The 17247-nt window shown below is 40.7% G+C and carries 17 protein-coding genes; 6 read left to right on the top strand and 11 right to left on the bottom strand.

All coding sequences use genetic code 11. The features are described 5' to 3' along the window. Positions 1-146: 146 nt before the first annotated feature. A complete protein-coding gene (locus RMX69_RS03170; protein ID WP_289795270.1) occupies positions 147-326 on the top strand; it encodes a hypothetical protein in 180 nt (59 codons plus the stop codon). 20 nt (positions 327-346) lie between these two features. On the opposite strand, the gene RMX69_RS03165 is transcribed toward RMX69_RS03170, so the two are convergent. The 7 genes from RMX69_RS03165 to RMX69_RS03135 form a co-directional block, all read right to left on the bottom strand. Continuing rightward, positions 347-769 (bottom strand): response regulator, encoded by a 423-nt coding sequence (locus tag RMX69_RS03165; RefSeq protein WP_289795269.1) that lies wholly within the window; start codon positions 767-769, stop codon positions 347-349. Positions 770-1322: 553 nt separating this feature from the next. After that, positions 1323-2330: an NF038130 family PEP-CTERM protein gene (locus RMX69_RS03160; RefSeq protein ID WP_289795268.1), complete on the bottom strand. Its 1008-nt coding sequence runs from the start codon at positions 2328-2330 to the stop codon at positions 1323-1325. A gap of 402 nt (positions 2331-2732) precedes the next feature. Further along, positions 2733-3944 carry an LL-diaminopimelate aminotransferase gene (locus RMX69_RS03155; RefSeq protein ID WP_289795267.1) on the bottom strand — a complete coding sequence of 404 codons (1212 nt, stop codon included), beginning with the start codon at positions 3942-3944 and terminating at the stop codon, positions 2733-2735. Between the two features lie 45 nt (positions 3945-3989). Continuing rightward, positions 3990-4325, bottom strand: coding sequence for a thioredoxin family protein (locus RMX69_RS03150; RefSeq protein ID WP_289799889.1), 336 nt, complete (start codon positions 4323-4325; stop codon positions 3990-3992). A gap of 174 nt (positions 4326-4499) precedes the next feature. Next, positions 4500-5276 (bottom strand): PspA/IM30 family protein, encoded by a 777-nt coding sequence (locus RMX69_RS03145; protein ID WP_289795266.1) that lies wholly within the window; start codon positions 5274-5276, stop codon positions 4500-4502. Between the two features lie 162 nt (positions 5277-5438). Beyond that, the gene (locus RMX69_RS03140) at positions 5439-6188 is read right to left on the bottom strand and encodes a PspA/IM30 family protein (RefSeq protein WP_289795265.1); all 750 of its coding nucleotides are present in this window, start codon (positions 6186-6188) and stop codon (positions 5439-5441) included. Between the two features lie 317 nt (positions 6189-6505). Continuing rightward, positions 6506-7867, bottom strand: a complete 1362-nt coding sequence (locus RMX69_RS03135; protein ID WP_289795264.1) for a hypothetical protein — start codon at positions 7865-7867, stop codon at positions 6506-6508. A 195-nt stretch (positions 7868-8062) separates the two neighbouring features. Here RMX69_RS03135 and RMX69_RS03130 point away from each other — a divergent pair, with 195 nt between their 5' ends. Together RMX69_RS03130 and RMX69_RS03125 are read left to right on the top strand one after the other, a co-directional pair. Further along, the gene (locus tag RMX69_RS03130; protein WP_322636494.1) at positions 8063-8617 is read left to right on the top strand and encodes a DUF721 domain-containing protein; all 555 of its coding nucleotides are present in this window, start codon (positions 8063-8065) and stop codon (positions 8615-8617) included. A 428-nt stretch (positions 8618-9045) separates the two neighbouring features. Next, positions 9046-9360: a hypothetical protein gene (locus RMX69_RS03125; RefSeq protein ID WP_289795262.1), complete on the top strand. Its 315-nt coding sequence runs from the start codon at positions 9046-9048 to the stop codon at positions 9358-9360. Positions 9361-9487: 127 nt separating this feature from the next. Here RMX69_RS03125 and menB read toward each other — a convergent pair whose 3' ends face one another. Further along, positions 9488-10321 carry a 1,4-dihydroxy-2-naphthoyl-CoA synthase gene (gene menB / locus RMX69_RS03120; protein ID WP_174712449.1) on the bottom strand — a complete coding sequence of 278 codons (834 nt, stop codon included), beginning with the start codon at positions 10319-10321 and terminating at the stop codon, positions 9488-9490. A gap of 164 nt (positions 10322-10485) precedes the next feature. On the opposite strand from menB, the gene RMX69_RS03115 reads away from it, so the two are divergent. After that, entirely contained in the window at positions 10486-11322 is an 837-nt protein-coding gene (locus RMX69_RS03115; protein ID WP_322636493.1) for an Rpn family recombination-promoting nuclease/putative transposase, read from the top strand. 250 nt (positions 11323-11572) lie between these two features. Next, positions 11573-12433, top strand: coding sequence for a hypothetical protein (locus RMX69_RS03110; protein WP_289795260.1), 861 nt, complete (start codon positions 11573-11575; stop codon positions 12431-12433). Here the strand turns inward: RMX69_RS03110 and RMX69_RS03105 are convergent. The 3 genes from RMX69_RS03105 to menD form a co-directional block, all read right to left on the bottom strand. Next, positions 12408-13721, bottom strand: a complete 1314-nt coding sequence (locus RMX69_RS03105; protein WP_289795259.1) for a site-specific DNA-methyltransferase — start codon at positions 13719-13721, stop codon at positions 12408-12410. The two genes, RMX69_RS03110 and RMX69_RS03105, sit on opposite strands and share 26 nt — an antisense overlap. Next, entirely contained in the window at positions 13702-13962 is a 261-nt protein-coding gene (locus RMX69_RS03100; protein WP_289795258.1) for a helix-turn-helix domain-containing protein, read from the bottom strand. Before RMX69_RS03100 ends, RMX69_RS03105 begins: the two co-directional genes overlap by 20 nt. 177 nt (positions 13963-14139) lie before the next feature. Further along, the gene (menD, locus tag RMX69_RS03095; protein WP_409878130.1) at positions 14140-15906 is read right to left on the bottom strand and encodes a 2-succinyl-5-enolpyruvyl-6-hydroxy-3-cyclohexene-1-carboxylic-acid synthase; all 1767 of its coding nucleotides are present in this window, start codon (positions 15904-15906) and stop codon (positions 14140-14142) included. A 179-nt stretch (positions 15907-16085) separates the two neighbouring features. On the opposite strand from menD, the gene folB reads away from it, so the two are divergent. Continuing rightward, positions 16086-16454, top strand: a complete 369-nt coding sequence (gene folB, locus RMX69_RS03090) for a dihydroneopterin aldolase (protein ID WP_069073964.1) — start codon at positions 16086-16088, stop codon at positions 16452-16454. The last annotated feature ends 793 nt before the right edge of the window (positions 16455-17247 follow it).

The raw sequence follows: 17247 nt of genomic DNA, 5'->3' as shown, positions 1-17247 counted from the left end.
ATTAAATAAAATCTTAATTTATTGACACTATTTATGTTTATTTATTGAATTTATAATATTAAGCGAATTAACGGATTTAGTCAGTTAAATTTATGATTATGATTGAGAATATATTTATTATGATGATTTCAGGCGAGAGCTAAACTATGAATTTACAAGATTTTGAAATCCAGTATCGTGAGGCTATGGCTGAAACTCTCAATGAACTGCAAACAGCAGTTTTGTTATTAGCGCAAGTACAACAGAAAATTTCAACAATTGGCAGTTCTGTACAAACTCTTAGTCAGTGCGTTGAAGAATTTATTGCCGATCAAAAAGCGGAATAAATACACGCCTAGCAAAAAAGTTATCTGTGGCGACAAGTAAACTGTTCTTCAATTGCAAGGATGAGATCCTTGAGTTTTAAAGGTTTGACAAAATAGCAACATGCACCCAAGCTCAGAGCTAGTTCTTGATCTGCTTTAAAAGCAAAGGCTGAAACCACAATGATAGGTATTTTTGACAAATGAGGTTTTTGCTGGACTTGTTTTAAGAGTGAATAACCGTCAATATCTGGCAATTTCAAGTCCAATAACATTAAATCAGGCTCGAATTTCTCTATGGTTGAGAAAAAAGCAGAGCCTTCTGATAAACTTTGGACTTCATATCCCCAGTAACTTAGATAGTCACTAAGTAACATCCGATTGAGGTAATGGTCTTCAACTAGTAAAATTCGTCTAACTTTGTGTGACTGCAATGGCTGATTTATATTGAGTAATTCTACTGTCATTGCTACCTATTATCTGATTATCTTAATTAAAAGCCAACAATTATTACGATAAACTAAAACAGTAGTGCATTTCAAAAGTAAAACAAATAGAAATTGTACTTATGTAGTCTAATGAAATATCTGAAGAAATCAAATTTAGCTGCACTACAATAATAAAATGATAGTATAATCAAATCTAATTAAATCAAAAATTAATCTTTTTTTTACGAATTTTTTATAATTTAGAGTATTAAATTTACATATTTTTTACAAATTTAATTTCCTAAATTTTATGAGTAAAACTACTTCAGTAATACTGGAACTAATATTGTGGTAATTGTCCTCACTAAACCTGTGAGAGTAAGTAATACTATTGTACGAAATCCATATTACAAAAAAATCAAGTTGCTAGGTGCATAGAGATGTAAAATCTTGCAACCGATTTATTTGTTGCACGCATTTTTAGAAACAGTATAACCTATAAGATTAAATTATCTTTTGGGTGCAAGGAATTATTCATCAAAAAAGGGAGCTAACAGCTCCCTTACTTATTTGTAGTTTTGAACCTGCACTTTTAAATAGATGCTTTTTTCAATTTGCGTTGCGTTACAAAGACGCCAGCAACACCCAGTAAACCAAGCATTACTGATGATTCTGGGACTGGAGTAGGGGTATATCCAGGTGTGTTCCAAGTGTAATATGCGTTGTAGGATGAACGGTCATCGGAAGCTGTAATTCCTGACACAGTGGGGTTAAAACTGTAAGCGTAGTAGGTTTTGCCACCAGTAACTACCTTGGCAATTTCACTAGCTCCGATTCCACCTTGGAAAACATTTAATGTCGCTCTGAAGGTGAGGAGATCTTTAAATGAACTCAGTTTTTGCTTGGTTGATAGGGACAGTGATGGAAGTAATAGAACCTTGTCAACATCTGAAGCGGTGACACTTTCTAGTGTTTTGCCTGGAAATAGTGATTTCACTCCTGGAGTTGATCCCACTCCATTCCAGCCTAGGGTAAGGTTATTATTAACTGTAGCTGAGAGTTTAGTCTTGACATCCAAATGACCAACCAATGTCAGTTCTACACCTCCATTTTGACCGAATTGGAAGCTACCAATGTTAGGATCTCCTATCCCCAATGAAGGAAAAGAATTTGTTACTAATAATTTGGTGCTGTCTGAAAACCCACTCCACACTGACTTAAATGGAGTATAGGTATTCAACAAATCACCCAGCCATTGCGAACCAAAACTATTCCAGTCATTAGCAGTGACACTGCTAACGCTAGCACTGTATTTTCCTTGTGTGGCGGTGAAACCAACATTAGAACCTGGGGTTTCGCTACTATACCAAAGCTCGACGTTAGAAGTGGGGTCGTTATCTGTCAAAGCTTTGATGGCAGCGTTAGTACCACCTTGTGCATTCCCATTGATGAAGCTACCATTTGAGCCACCAGTGTAAGTGTTAATTTCTCCTGTATTATTGAAGTCAAAAGATGTAGCGTGTGCTGGGGCAGTGGCAAGAGCGCTCACACCAATAGCCATTGAAGCACCAATTACAAGTTTCTGAAAAGTCATTTTCATTGTTTTCAAGTCTCTGTCAGTTTGGAAGTTAAGTTTTAAACTACTGCCGTTTTTAGGCTTGGGCTGTCTTGACCACGGGCTTTTTGGCAATACGGCTGCTTAAAAGCACGACCTGTATTTTTTAGCCGTCTTTGGTATCTGAGCGTACAAACCCAGTTTAAGAAACGGAGAGACCTGATTGGGTAAAGTTACTGCCGATTGTCAATAAAAAGATGAAGAATGTTTTGAGAGTTTTATACGTTTAATTACATATTTTAAGTATTTAGCATAGTTATAAAAGTAACTCTAGAAAATTTCAAGTTCAGTAAAATACGTAGGGACACACAAATATGCGTCCCTACTGTATGTTCCATTAGTAAACTTTGCCACTAAAAATCCTTGGCGTTCAGCTTGAGAAGGAATTTAATGAAGAAACTCAGCCATTCTTTCTACAGCAATTTCTAACAAAGGTGGCTCATGCACCAAGGCAAAACGGACATACCCTTCTCCAGATTTTCCAAAGCCAGCACCTGGAGAAACTGCTACACCAGTTTGTTTGACTAGCTGGGTACAAAATTCTACGGAGTTTTCACTCCAAGGTGAGGGCAATTTTGCCCAGATGTACATTGTGGCTTGGGGAGTAGGAACATTCCAGCCAATGCGATGTAAAGCACTGATAAAAGCATCACGCCGCTCCTGGAAGGTGGTAACAGAAGATTTTACGCCAGCTTGAGGGCCAGTTAGGGCAGCGATCGCACCATTTAAAATTCCCCGATACTGATTAAAATCAACGGCGGCTTTTACCTGGCGTAAGGCGTTAATTAATTGGGCATTACCAATGGCATAGCCAATACGGAAGCCGCCCATATTGTAGGACTTGGAAAGGGTGAAAAATTCAATCGAGACGCTTTTTTCTGGATCGGCTTGCAGAATTGAAGGGACTAAGGATTTTGGATTAGGAAAAGAATCTGCCCACTCCCTACTTTCTTGAAATACCAAATCTACGTAGGGGAAATCATGAACCAGCACGAGATTGTGTTGTTGGCAGAAGGCAACAGCTTCTTGGAAAAAAGATAAAGGTGCGATCGCAGCAGTGGGATTGTGAGGATAACTTAATACCATCATCCGCGACTGGGCCAAAACTGGGGCAGGAATATCAGCAAACACTGGTAAAAAATCGTTTTCTGCCAGTAGTGGCATCGGGTAGATTTGACCGCTGGCTAGGTAGACTCCCCCCGCATGGGATGGATAACCTGGATCGAGCAACAGGGCAAAATCTCCTGGATTAAGTATTGCTAGGGGTAAATGGGCTGTGCCTTCTTGAGAACCAATTAAAGGTAGTACCTCAGTTTGAGGATCGACTTTGATACCAAATTTTTGTTCGTACCAGTTGGCTGCGGCTTCGCGAAATTCTTGGGTACCGTTAAACAACAGATAACCGTGGGTACTGCGATCGTGGAGAGATTGGGCGATCGCTTCGATGACGTGTGCCTCGGCTGGTAAATCAGAAGACCCCAACGACAAATCTATTACTTGCTGTCGAGCGGCCAAAGCGATCGCCTTGGCTCTGTCCATATCAGCAAATACATTAGATTTTAGGGGTTGTAAACGTTTCGCAAACTGTATGTTAGTCATTTGTAATTTGTCATTAGTCATTTGTCATTAGCTATGGACTATTGACTAATTACTATTTAAGTGCGTATCTAAGAGTTCGAGTAATTTATCTTTGCCGATGACTCCCTCAGTGGATATCAAAACTTCCTGGCCTTGAAATAGTCTGAGGGCGGGTACACCTTCCACTTGGTACTGCTTAACAGTGAGTGGGTTGGGGTCGATTTCCATTTTAACGACTTTGAGGCGATCGCTATATTTGCTAGCAGCTGAGTTAATCAGGGGCGACATCAATTGACAAGGCCCACACCAGGAAGCCCAAAAATAAACTAATACAGGCTGCTCGGCTTTTAACACTTCGGTTTCAAACTCAGCATCGGTTATGGTGATTACAGCCTTACTCATTGCAGTCTCCATCAGGTGGCGATCAAAGTTGGCACACACAATACTTTATCCCAAAGTCGTCAATAGTCCATAGCTAATAATTTCTAGTGATTAGGATTGTTAACTATTGACTAATGACGTAAAATCCCACAGCCAACTGGTGTGGGACTAGCTTAAATAAGTTTTCTGTCAATTTTACAGTTGATCCAATTGCTTGCGTAGGGAATCCAACTCGGCGTCAACCACCTCATTAGATTTAGGAGTAGTGGTTTGTTGTTGCGGTGGCAGTTGGGCTTGATTTTGTGGAGCGGCGGGTGGTAGCATTTGCGCTTTCAAAGCTGCCAATTCATCATCAACATCGCTACTACCTTCCAACTGAGCAAATTGGCTTTCTAAATTTTCACCTGCTAACTCTCCTAGTGCCTGGGCCCGGGATTCTTGGATTAAGACTTTTTCTTCCATCCGCTCGAAGGCAGCCATTGCACTGCTGGTATTCATCCCACGCACCATACCTTGAAGTTGCTCTTGGGCTTTGGCGGTAGTGATTCTAGCTCTGAGCATTTCTTTCTTGGTCTTAGCCTCAGAAATTTTGCTTTCCAGCTGGATTAAGTTGCGCTTGAGGGTTTCAACTTGGGTGCTTTGCGTATCTAAACTAGCTTTGAGGGCAGCACTGGTGTCTGTATAAGTCTTCTTGCGCTCTAGAGCTTGCCGCGCCAAGTTCTCATCACCTTTTTGTAGCGCTAGTTGGGCATTGCGTTGCCACTTATTGATTTCATTTTGGGCGTCATTATACTGTTTCTCACTGCGTTTTTGGGAGGCAATCGTCTGGGCTACACCCTGACGCAGCTGTACCAAGTCTTCCTGCATTTCCAGGATGGCTTGCTCTAGCATTTTTTCGGGGTCTTCGGCTTTGTTAACCAGATCGTTGAGGTTAGAACTAACTACTCGCTTAATGCGATCGAATAATCCCATAACTTTGTTTTTCCTTGTGTGATTTACGCTTTTTGTTGGACAGTTAGCTTTTTCACTTTTTTATAGCTACCTATTTCAATGTAATCTTTCCAGTTTGAATCAGTACCTCCTAACAACTCTTAATTGTTAAGATATCGCCAAACTGGGGTAATTAGTAGAACTTTAAGAATCCTGAGTTTTGGGTAACTGCTGTTGGGGAGGCTGCTCTGTCTTTTGGCTCTCCTCAGTTAGGATTTTGTGCTGTGTGTTTTCTGACTGCTTGAAAACCTGTACCTTCATCGCTGCCAATTCGGTATCTACATCATTAGATTCCAAAGAAGTAAATTGTGTTTCCAAGTCGTCGCTACTAAGTTGAGCTATGGCTTCTGATTGAGCTTCTATCTGTGAAACTTTTTCTTCCATACGCTCAAAGGCACTCAGACTGCTAGTAGCAGAAACTCCGCCGAGCATTTCTTGGAGGCGATAAGACGCTTCAGCAGAACGGGCGCGGGCAATATACATATCTTTTTTAGTTTTCGCCTCGGCAATTTTTAACTCTAGCGATCGCATATCCTTTTTTAGCCTAGCAACTATCTCGTTTTGCTGCTCTATCTGCGAAAAGAGGGCTGTAGTAGTTTCTTTATAGGCTTGGCGCTTAGTCAAAGCTTCACGTGCTAGAGGTTCATTGCCTTGTTGCAGCGCCAATTGGGCGCGGCGATACCATTCTTCCGTTTGAGACTGGGCGGCCGCTGCTTGTCGTTCAGTGCGTTTCTGGGTAGCGATCGCTTGTGCTACACCCTGCCGCAATTGCACCAGATTTTCCTGCATTTCCAGGACAGCTTGCTCCAAAATCTTTTCTGGATCTTCTGCACCACCGATCAGACTATTGAGATTAGCGCGAATCACCCGCAGGATACGCTTGATTAATTCCATATCGGCTCTCCAACGAAATCCAGTTCTAAGTGCTGTTAGCAGGGCGTTTAGCCCGTGCTGAGTAATGAATTTAGTTATAGAGTGCTGAGTGCCTAGTTAAAGTACTGAGTATAGTAATATTTTTTGTCATAGGGTAGTTATGGAGTGCTGAGTGCCTAATAAAAGTTTTGAGTATAATATTTTTTGTTGTGGGGTCGTAAACAAACAATATTTTGTCTCTACCACTCAGCACAGGCTAAACCTTAGCTATCCGCTAACACAACTCAGCACTTATTGACTCAGGACTGTTATCTCATGGTATCGTAGATTTTTGCAATTCATGGCTGCTGAACTCGTGCCTTGATTCCCTTCGCTTCTAACAGTTTCATCTGTTGTTTTACTTGCTCTTTAGTTTTAAAAGCACCCAGATAAATCAATTCTTTGTTAGGCGATAAATAAGCATCAGGAATTACTTGCCGTGCTGAGGCAAAAGCTGCACCTTTATTATCAATCACTACATGATAAAACCCATCTGTTCCTGGCTTGATTTCTGCATCTGGCTTTGGTGACGTTGCGATTGGCTTGGGCGAGGTTTTTGTCGGTGAAGTGGGAGGTAAACTTAGGGGAGGCAATGATTGTAGCGTCGGTACTGGTGCTAAAGCAATCGGGTTAGTCGGTTGGGCTGTATTGGGGTTAGACAATGCCCCTTGAGGATTTACGGGGTTTTGGGGAACAACTGGATTAGGCACTACAGCGGGGGTTGGTTGGACTTTGGGTTTTAAGCCAACTACATCATTGGGATCTCTTACTTCAGGAAACTCTTCAGTAGCTAGATTGGGATATTTGGGTATAGATGTGCTTGGTGGCTGAATTTGAGGTTGGACATTACTCCCAACTTCTTCAGTATTTTCTGGTGTGGGAGAGGAGTTACCGTTAAATAAATTACCTAAATTCCATTGTGGCAAGCTTTTAGGATTGAAGACTGCATAACCCAAGATCAGACTAGCCACCAATAGTAGCAACATGGAGCCAATACCCAAAGGTGATAGCAGACTGTCGCTAGAATTGCTTGGTTTCTTGGTTTCTGGTTGTTCTTCTGTCAGACTTCGCAGCAGTGCTTCACTAGATTCTAAATAGTCATCTGGGTGCTTGGGGCTATCATCTTGCTGCAAGTGATTTTCGCTTTTAGTATTTTTAACGATCGCTGGCACAATGCTGCTACTAAAGTTGGGTGGTGGTGGTGGGAGTTGAGTTTGTGTTTTAGCTGCATTGGAGGTGGAGGGCAGATTCAGATTATTCAGTTCCTCAATTTTTGCCGTAGTTGGTGCTGGGTTCATCTCAGGATTCACAGCTACAGATGGGGGTGAGACATCAATTTTTGCCGTAGCTGGCGCTGGATTAATGTCAGGATTCACGGTTACAGATGCAGGCGATACGTTGGTTTTAATTTCCGTTGCTGATGACTGAGTTGCGCCCAATATTGTCGAAATGGTAGTTAACGGTTGGGGTTGTCCGCTGATGTAACTTGCAACACGGGACTGCTTAGATGACACCAAACCAGTTCGCGTGCGTCGGTATCGAGCTAACTCTTGATCTAGCGGCACCTCTAAACTTGCTAGTGCCGCTGCTAGTACTGGTTTCAACCCAGGTGTTTTAGACGATTGATGAGTACTGGAGTCGTTTAGGGGATTTTGAGTCATTGCCTTTGCGCCTCAAACGAAGATAACTGGAATTAACTTTTAGATATATTTTGTGACAATAGTAGCGGAAATTATTTAAATAGATTGGGGATTGGGGGAGAGGTGACGGGTGATAGGGAATAATCTGCACCCTGTAACCTGTAACCTGTACCCTATCCTATTCCCTTCTTCACTCGTCACTCAGCACTTTGAATAATGTCGTTGAAATCAATTAATGATGTTTTAAGGATTCTGGAAAAGCAGTCGAAATGGCAGGAGCAACCATTTCAACGTCTGCTCAAGTGTTGGGCAGAAGTTGTTGGCCCAGTGGTTGCCGCAAATACTCGACCATTATCGATTCAGCGTGATGTTTTGTCGGTAGCAACTTCTAGTGCTGCTTGGGCACAAAACCTGACTTTTGGTCGCACATCTCTACTTTTAAAGTTGAATAAAAAGCTGCCAACGCCTTTGGTTGATATTCGCTTCTCTACTGCTGGCTGGCAGAATCCGTCGGTGGAGAGAAAACAGCAACAAACGGTTTCGCCTCATGAGCATCCCAGTTACCTTGGTGATGAGATTAACCGCCCTGATGCTACACCCACTAAAGATGTAAATGCGGCTTTTGGACATTGGACGAAAATTGTGGGATCGCGATCGCATGGCTTACCCCTTTGTCCCCAGTGCCAATCTCCCACCCCTCCCGGTGAACTCCAGCGCTGGGAAGTCTGTTCTGTCTGTGCTGCTAAACAGTTTTCAAAGCAAAATAGTTGAGCGATTATTTCGTTGAGCAGAGTTTATCCTGAAATAACTTGCTGCTATTACATCAAATCTTTCTGATTCTTGAGAAAAAGTATAGTTTGGCGCTGAAATATGCCGAATGTGGTATATGGAACAGGCTATTTATGTGAAAATTTATGCCTTAAGCCATACTTAAGGAGGAATTTAAAAGGCTGAATAAATCAAAAGCTTTAGTTTTAGTCTTGATCCCTAATAAGTTTTAGACGATACCTATATGTAGCTGCTGTAGTAATTATTTAAATATATAACAAGATTATAAAAATATCCTGAAGTTTATTTTTTACTTGGGATCGCTGAAACCTATAGAAAATAATGACTTTTTGGCTTTTCTCCGTCTTTATATATAGAAGCAGAATATAAAGATGAAATTCAGCCAGAAACAACACTAAAGATGAATCCGAATGAAACCCATTAAAGTTTTAGCATCTGCCTGTAGATATTGCCGTCATTACCAGCCAGAAGGCCGCCGTGGTGGAACGTGCCAGCAGTTGGGCGCACCAGTTCAAGCGACTTGGAAGGCTTGCTCTTTGGCGCTCCCACCTTTTGCACCTTCTTGGGAAACCTTAGAAGATGCTTGGGGTTTACCAGATGCAGCTCCAGTTTTAACATCTTGTCAATCTTTAGCCTCAGATTTCGATAATGCTGCTCTTGCCCCTCTAGAGGAAATAACGGCCTCCATATCTGAACAGGTAAAAACTAAAGTAGTGGTCATTTAGTCATCCATTATTACTGGACTGAGTTTGTAGTCTGCTTAAAATAAGATTTGTTTTTAAGATTTTTAGTGCTGTAAAAGTTTATATTTACAAAAATCGCACCCTTTAATAAGATGCGATTTTTGCTATTCTAAGGCAACCAAGGAAAAGAGCGAAAATCTGGTGGTCGCTTTTCGAGAAAGGCTTGTTTGCCCTCAGATCCTTCTTCTGTCATGTAATAAAGTAGGGTGGCGTTGCCAGCGAGTTCTTGTAAACCAGCTTGTCCGTCACAATCAGCGTTGAAGGCAGCTTTGAGACATCGAATTGCGATCGGACTTTTTTCTAAAATCTCCTGCGCCCATTGAATACCTTCCGCTTCTAGTTGTTCCACTGGGACGACGCAATTAATTAAACCCATTTCTAGCGCTTGTTGGGCATCATATTGACGGCAGAGAAACCAAATTTCTCTAGCTTTTTTTTGCCCCACAATGCGGGCGAGATAGCTGGCTCCAAAACCACCGTCGAAACTGCCGACTTTCGGGCCAGTCTGTCCGAAAATGGCGTTGTCGGCAGCGATGGTAAGGTCGCAAATTAAGTGTAGGACGTGTCCGCCACCGATCGCATATCCCGCTACTAAAGCAATCACCACTTTCGGCATCGAACGAATCAGGCGTTGTAAATCCAGCACATTCAAGCGGGGGATGCCAGTATCATCCACATAACCCGCATGTCCCCGCACACTTTGATCGCCACCAGAACAGAAAGCATATTTGCCATCAGTGTGTGGGCCATAACCCGTAAATAGGACGACACCAATAGTAGTATCTTCACGAGCATTACAAAAAGCGTCGTACAGTTCAAAGACTGTTTCAGGACGGAAAGCATTGCGTTTGTGGGGACGGTTAATAGTGATTTTTGCAATGCCATCAGTTTTTTGATACAGAATATCTTCGTAGGTTTTGGCAGTTTCCCAGTTAATTTGCATTGTTATGGAGTGCGCTGTTGCTTCAAGAATTTTATCGCGGACGTAGGGACATCCGATACCTGCGGTGGTCACTGAGCTAAGTCGAAGTGTGGGCTACACTTACCCTAAAATTGGTATCTCAAGCCTTTACAATTTGGTAATTGCCTGGGTGTTGAGGAATAGAAATGCGACGTGACACCATCTTCTACAAATTATTTAAGCAATTTCCCGGTTTACTGTTTGAATTAGTAGATGAACCACCCTTAGAAGCGGAAAATTACCAATTTGAATCGGTTGAAGTGAAAGAAACGGCGTTTCGGATTGATGGAGTGTTTCTACCTCCCGCTAATGCAGTTTCCAAAACCGTCTTTTTTGCTGAAGTCCAGTTTCAGAAGGACGAAGACCTGTATCACCGCTTTTTCAGCGAATTGTTTTTGTTTCTCTACCGCAACTCTATCCGTTACGATGACTGGTTTGGGGTAATAATTTTTGCTTCTCGCAGTCTAGAACCTTCTAACTCAACGATTCACCGCGCTTTATTAGAAAGTGGTCAAATCAGGCGGGTTTATCTGGATGAGTTGGGGGATTTGCGACACCAACCTTTGGGATTGGGTTTGATGTTGCTGACAAATGTTACTTCTGAAACGGAAGCAATGGAAGGGGCGCGGTTTTTGCTGGAGCAAGCACGGCAACAATCGGAGCAAGCGATAATTGATTTAGTGACGACGATTATTGTCTACAAGTTTTCTAACCTTAGTCGAGAGGAGATTGCAGCGATGTTGGGACTGAATTTGGAAGAACCACGGGCGATTCGGGAAGCGAAGGAAGAAGGACGAGAGGAAGGAGAAAGAACGATCGTTTTACGACTATTAAATCGGCGTGTAGGTAATATTCCTGATAAACTTCTGTCCCAGATTCAAGGGTTATCGGTGGAACAGTTGGAAGCTTTAGGTGATGCTTTGTTGGATTTCTCTTCTCTTGCTGATTTGGAAGGGTGGTTACAAGATCAACTAAGCGTGTAAGTTTCACGCAGAGGAGGATGAGCGATCGCACTACAAATAAAGTTTCCCAAAGTGAAGAAGCATTTGCAGACACGCGGGTATATCAGAAGCAGTGGAAGAAAAAGTGCGATCGCTCATCCTCCGACTGTTAAAACGACTATCTGGGGAAATTGCTGAGGGACGTTGAAAGGGTTATCTTTTGAGTTTTTTTATAGAGTTATGTGTTTTATACTTAAAAGATTGTATCGATTATGGTGAGGGAGATTGTAATTTGAATTCATTCAGTAGCTACAAAGTAACTGCATCTAAGTGGATTACCATATTTGACTCACCATTCTACCCAGATTCTTTAGATGAAGCTAAAATGCTCTACGAGAAAGTTTTGGAGCGTTTCATAGAATTGGTAGACGAAGCAACCAACTCTGCAAATTTACTTGAAATTATTACAAAAGACCCAGATCCTTTACGTATTCAACTTCTGAGAGTATTTCGGAGGTATGTATCACCAGATACGACTGTAGAAATGACCAAGAAAAAACGTGATATTCCCACTATAATTAACGATTTTGGTGATAGATTTCGTAGCTTAGAAGAAGTTAGAAAAAATTTGCAAAGTCGTCCTGTACCCGATGAAACTCTGATGGCTCTTCTTTTAGAACAGAGTAAACGGGGGCAAAAAGGCTATGACTTGACAGAAGCGTTTTTCTTATGGTTTGACAGAGTATTTGGTAAAAACTATATAATTCGGGGGCCAGTTCGTGCTGGAAAAGATGTAATGCTTGATAAGGTTTTGGATAATTGGGAAGCTCAAACTCCAGCAGATATTTTTATATCTAGATTAGATGGAACCCCCTTAGTAGTTGGATTTGCTCGTTATGACTCTGATAGAGGAGGTTCTCAAGAAGATGATCGGACTGGTGGAAATCGAGATAAAGCAACTGATATTCTTAGATATGCTGATACATATAAAGTGGCTTTAAAAGTATTTTTTTTAAATGATGGCCCAGGATTGCTACTAGGATCTATGTGGAATGATTACGCTCGTCTAGAAAGTTATGGTAGTGGCAAAATAATAGTATGCACTCTGAAAATGCTTGATGAGAGATTTACACAAGATTGGCTTGAAAGTTGAGTTTGCTATCCCAATCATGTATTACAGTATCAGATATAAACTCTAATTCTGGTGTTTCTTCAATATATAAATCTAGACCACTTCGTAAAATTCTATTTATACCTATTAAGCACTTTTGTTCATGTTTAGCGGAACTATTTCCGTTAATAAAGTCACCCATTGCTTCTGTCCCTTTAACTAAACGCTGAACTATTGTAGCTATAGCAAGTTGGGAATTATCAATAGCTATCCATTTTCTACCTAACTCTTCAGCTATAGCAGCAGTAGTACCACTTCCAGCGAATGCATCTAACACAATATCTCCTTCATTAGATGAGGCTAGAATTATTCGTTTTATCATATCTGGATTTTTTTCTGTTGGATAGCCAGTAATTTTTATATTTTGATTGTGGGCATCCTTGAAATCAAGCCAAATATCTTGGACTGAAATACCCTGACTATTATCTAAATAAACTTTTCTTCTTGGATTTCCTGTTGGTGACCAGTAAATTTCTCCACGTGCATCCATTTCGTCTAAAGTTTCTGGAGTATATTGCCAGTGTTTACCAGGAGGAGGTAGCATTCCTCTCCAGGGTTGACCTGTTGCACCTTTTCTTACGCCAGGTGCATGAACAGGAACTTTCTTATAAACTCTTCCAGTCTCCTTTTCAACATATTGATATTCTTTCTTTGCAGTAGTTTCAGTCCAAGGGTTAAAAGGCTGATTCCATATATAATTATCTGTTTTTGTGTAAAATAGAATGTAATCAGCGGTGTTTCCATACTGTTTACGTGTATAGTTTTTTGGGTTACATTTTTTTCTTGTAATCAAATTGCGAAAGTTTTTAGAACCAAAAATTTCATCCATTAGAATTTTGATAGCACAAGCCATCTTGTCATCTAAATGTATATAAATAGAACCTTCATCTGATAAAAGTTCTCTTAGTAAAACCAGTCGTTGACGTAAAAACTCTAAATATTCTGCACCTTCCATTAGGTCGTGATAAGCATGGTCTCTTTGACGAGACTCAAAACTACTCCCTGTTGCATAGGGGGGGTCAATATAAATTAAACTAACTTTACCCGCGATAGTATCATCTTTCAAGAATGAACTAAGAACTCTTAAATTCTCTCCATAGATGAGTCTGTTTCTTGGATGTTCATCTATACTAATTATGCGATGTAACTTGGCGACAGGAATTTTTAATATATCTTCTATAGGAATTTTCCCTTCATATTCAAGACGAAAAGGAATGACATTTTTTTTTTGAGTTTTACGACTATTTTGACTAGTTATTCCTGTTGCCATTTGAGTTAATATCTTCTTCTGCTTGTTTTCTACTGTTATTTATTTGTAAGAACTCATCTAAGTCTTTTTGTCTGATACGCCAAATTCTTGGCCCCACTTTTGTAGCTTTAAGATTATTTGATGATATCCATCTTTGTACAGTTCTTTGGTGAACACGAAGAAGTTGAGCTACTTCAACAGTTGTTAAAAATGAAATATCTTCTTCACTATCATTATTGTTATGTTCTACATCTTGTCGCATTTGTCGCTAAATTCGCTAGAGTCGTTATTGTACTATTATTTTTAATATTTTGCAAGTTTCAGCACCACCACCAGTACTTGAAACGCTTTACACAAATCACTTTTAATTTTGACTCCATAAACATTTTGCAAGATTAATACTTTGCATCTCAGTATTTAGTAATATCTAACGGCAGAGTTAAATGACAATATCTGCTGCAAACTGTTGCAAATTCTCCTGTCGCCACTTTGCATCTAATTTCCGATTTGTCTGTAACTCTAAAACCCTAATTCCTTTAGCTGGTAGTGGGTTTAATTTTTGCTGCAACTGCTCCCAAGAAGTTATCAATTCATGCTGCACATTATAAGTAGCGCACAACTGGGCAAAATCAATATCCTGGGGAGTGCCAAAAAACTCTTCAAATGGTGGATCAAACTTGGCAATGGGTAACATTTCAAAAATCCCACCACCATTGTTATTGATTAACACAATCGTCAGATGTCCAACAAACTTATTGCGGATTAAAAAACCATTGGTGTCATGCAACAGCGCTAAATCTCCCGTTAACATCACACTACTTTGCTGGCGATGGGAAATTCCTAAAGCTGTGGATAACGTGCCATCAATGCCATTTGCACCCCGGTTAAAGTGCGATCGCACTCCTAAATTATTCGGCTTCCAGAAATATTCCACATCCCGCACAGGCATACTGTTGCCAATGAACAGAGGCGTTCCAGGCGGTAAAATCTGAGAAATTAACCAAGCTGCTTTACTCTCAATTATTTCATCTATCTGCCCCATCGTCTGATCAACAGCTAACCTCACCTTAGTTTCCGCATCACACCATTGCTGCACATATTTTGAGGATAAAGATAAATTTCCCTCCTCTACTTTTATGTCTTCTACAGATATCCTTAAATGCGTCGTTCTCCCGTGCAAAGGGTCGAGATTTTGGTCACTGGGGTCAATTATCCAGCGTCGCGGTTGCCTTGTATTTATCCAGCTACGTAGTTCTTTACTCGTAGGCATTTCACCCACCTGAATCACCATTTCGGGCGCTAACTGCTTTCCTAATTGCTGATTTCGCAAAATCAGGTCATAAGTGGAAATTAAATAAGGGTTGAGTTCGGCATAATTTCTCACTGGGGAGAGTCCCTCAGCTAGCACAGGCCATTGGAGAGTTTGGGAAAGTTGCGCGATCGCTCTACAATACTCTTCTGGTTGCTGCGGTTGAGCAACACCTGCGATAATAATGCCGCGATCGCATTCTTTCCACTCTTTGGGCATTGGGAATGGGGAACTTGTACTGAGCGCAGTCGAAGTATGGGGAATGGGCGATGAGTTTGCTATTCCTGCGAAAAAGTCTTCTGGGTGAAACTGCGATCGCAAATAACTCAAGTCGGTTCCATCAGGTACAGGTGCTAAGGGATCGCGAAAGGGAATATTCAAATGTACTGGCCCCTTTGTAGGAGTTTGCGCCCTTTCCCAGCTATGAATTACCGTTTGTCGCAGGTAAGCTAGCATTCCCAGATCGGCGGAGGGTAAGGCTAACTCTGTTTGCCAATTTGGGTAGTTTCCATATAATCTCAACTGATCTATAGTTTGCCCAGAGTGACAATCTCGCAATTCTGGGGGTCTATCGGTGGTTAATATCAACAGTGGTACGCGACTATATGACGCTTCGATGACTGCTGAATAAAAGTTGGCTCCTGCTGTACCAGAGGTGCAAACTAGTACCACAGGGCGTCCGGTTGCTTTCGCTTGTCCCAAAGCAAAAAAGGCGGCTGAACGTTCATCGAGAATGGAAATCGCTTCAATCTCAGGTGCTTGTTGAGCAAAAGCGATCGCTAAGGGTGTAGAGCGCGAGCCAGGACAAATGATGGCACAAGTCAATCCCAACCGCTTTAGCGTCTCTGTTAAAATATAAGCCCAAAGTTGATTAACATTTTTAAAGGCGATCGGCATTAAATTAAACATAGCTATAAAACAATCTTAAATTTTAGATTTCGTCTAGGGAAATTCAATTTAAAATCCATCAATGCGGTGATGGAACCCAACACTGTCAGGCGAGTTTCTGGGAAAGAAAATCTCCAAGCAAACTTGCTTCACTTTCTACAAAATGCCCAATTTGCTTTCAAACTTTTATGGACTGCATTCATTTAACGGGAATTCGCGGCTATGGCTACACTGGGTATCTACCAGAAGAACAGGTGCTAGGACAATGGTTTGAGGTGGATGTAAGGTTATGGTTGGATATCTCCACAGCGGCCAAGACTGACGCGATCGAAGACACTTTAGATTATCGCAGCGTCATTAGCTTGATACAACATCTGATCAAAACGTCTAAATTTGTTTTGGTGGAGAAATTGGTAACAACGATCGCAGATTCTATCCTCCAAGAGTGCGATCGTGTAACAAAAGTCCAAGTCACTCTCAGCAAACCTGCCGCACCTATTCCAGACTTTGGTGGCAAAATTAGCATTGAACTGACTAAAAGTAAGTCGAACCTTTAATTCACAAAATGTGTTTTTTTCAATATCTATCAGCTAGCAAAAAACTGAGGGTTTAGGTGGAGCTTGGAAGTGTCTCAAAATGAGAATCTTTTTTGCTATTGCCCTCAGTACCTGCTGATTACCAAAAAAATAAAATATACTGCGGGCTGCTGATGAACATTTCACTTGCATATTTTCAGAGGACAGGAATTGTGATTAAGTATTAACCAGAAGCTATGGGGCTAGTATTTTATTTTTAAAATACACGTAGTGGCGTGGTAAGGCTAAAATAGTGCATTAAAAATATATGAGTTATTGAGATTTGACAAACATAACTAATTTTTCTATTGCGCATATTTAGGCTTGCCATGCTATTACAAGACTAGTGGTATTTTTTTTTAAATAATTTACGATATTTATCTGAATATTTCTAAGTAATATGAGTTTACTCGTCATTAAAGATTTCAGACATTTGTAGTCCAGAATATGACCTAATTTGATATAATAACTATTTGTAATTAAATCAGCATTAAACTCTTTAATTATAGGTAGAGATTAATAGGACTTACGCAAGCACTATTTTGTCATTGCGACCGGAACATAGTGTAGGGAAGCAATCCCAGAGTTTTTGGCGATTACTTCCCTTCGCTCGTAATGACGTAAAATCGTAGTCAGTGCGTAAGTCCTGATTAATTATTAATAATAATCAGCTAACGTAATATTTAGTGTAATACATGCGACACACAGTAGATTTTTTTAACTTATATTCAAAGTAATATACTGTGATTTTATGAAATTTTCTTCTTGATTAATT

The sequence above is a fragment of the Nostoc sp. EspVER01 genome (assembly GCF_034530635.1).
Taxonomy (GTDB): domain Bacteria; phylum Cyanobacteriota; class Cyanobacteriia; order Cyanobacteriales; family Nostocaceae; genus Nostoc.
Note: the sequence above shows the minus strand (reverse complement) of the source record. Positions and strands in the feature narration are given on the sequence as shown.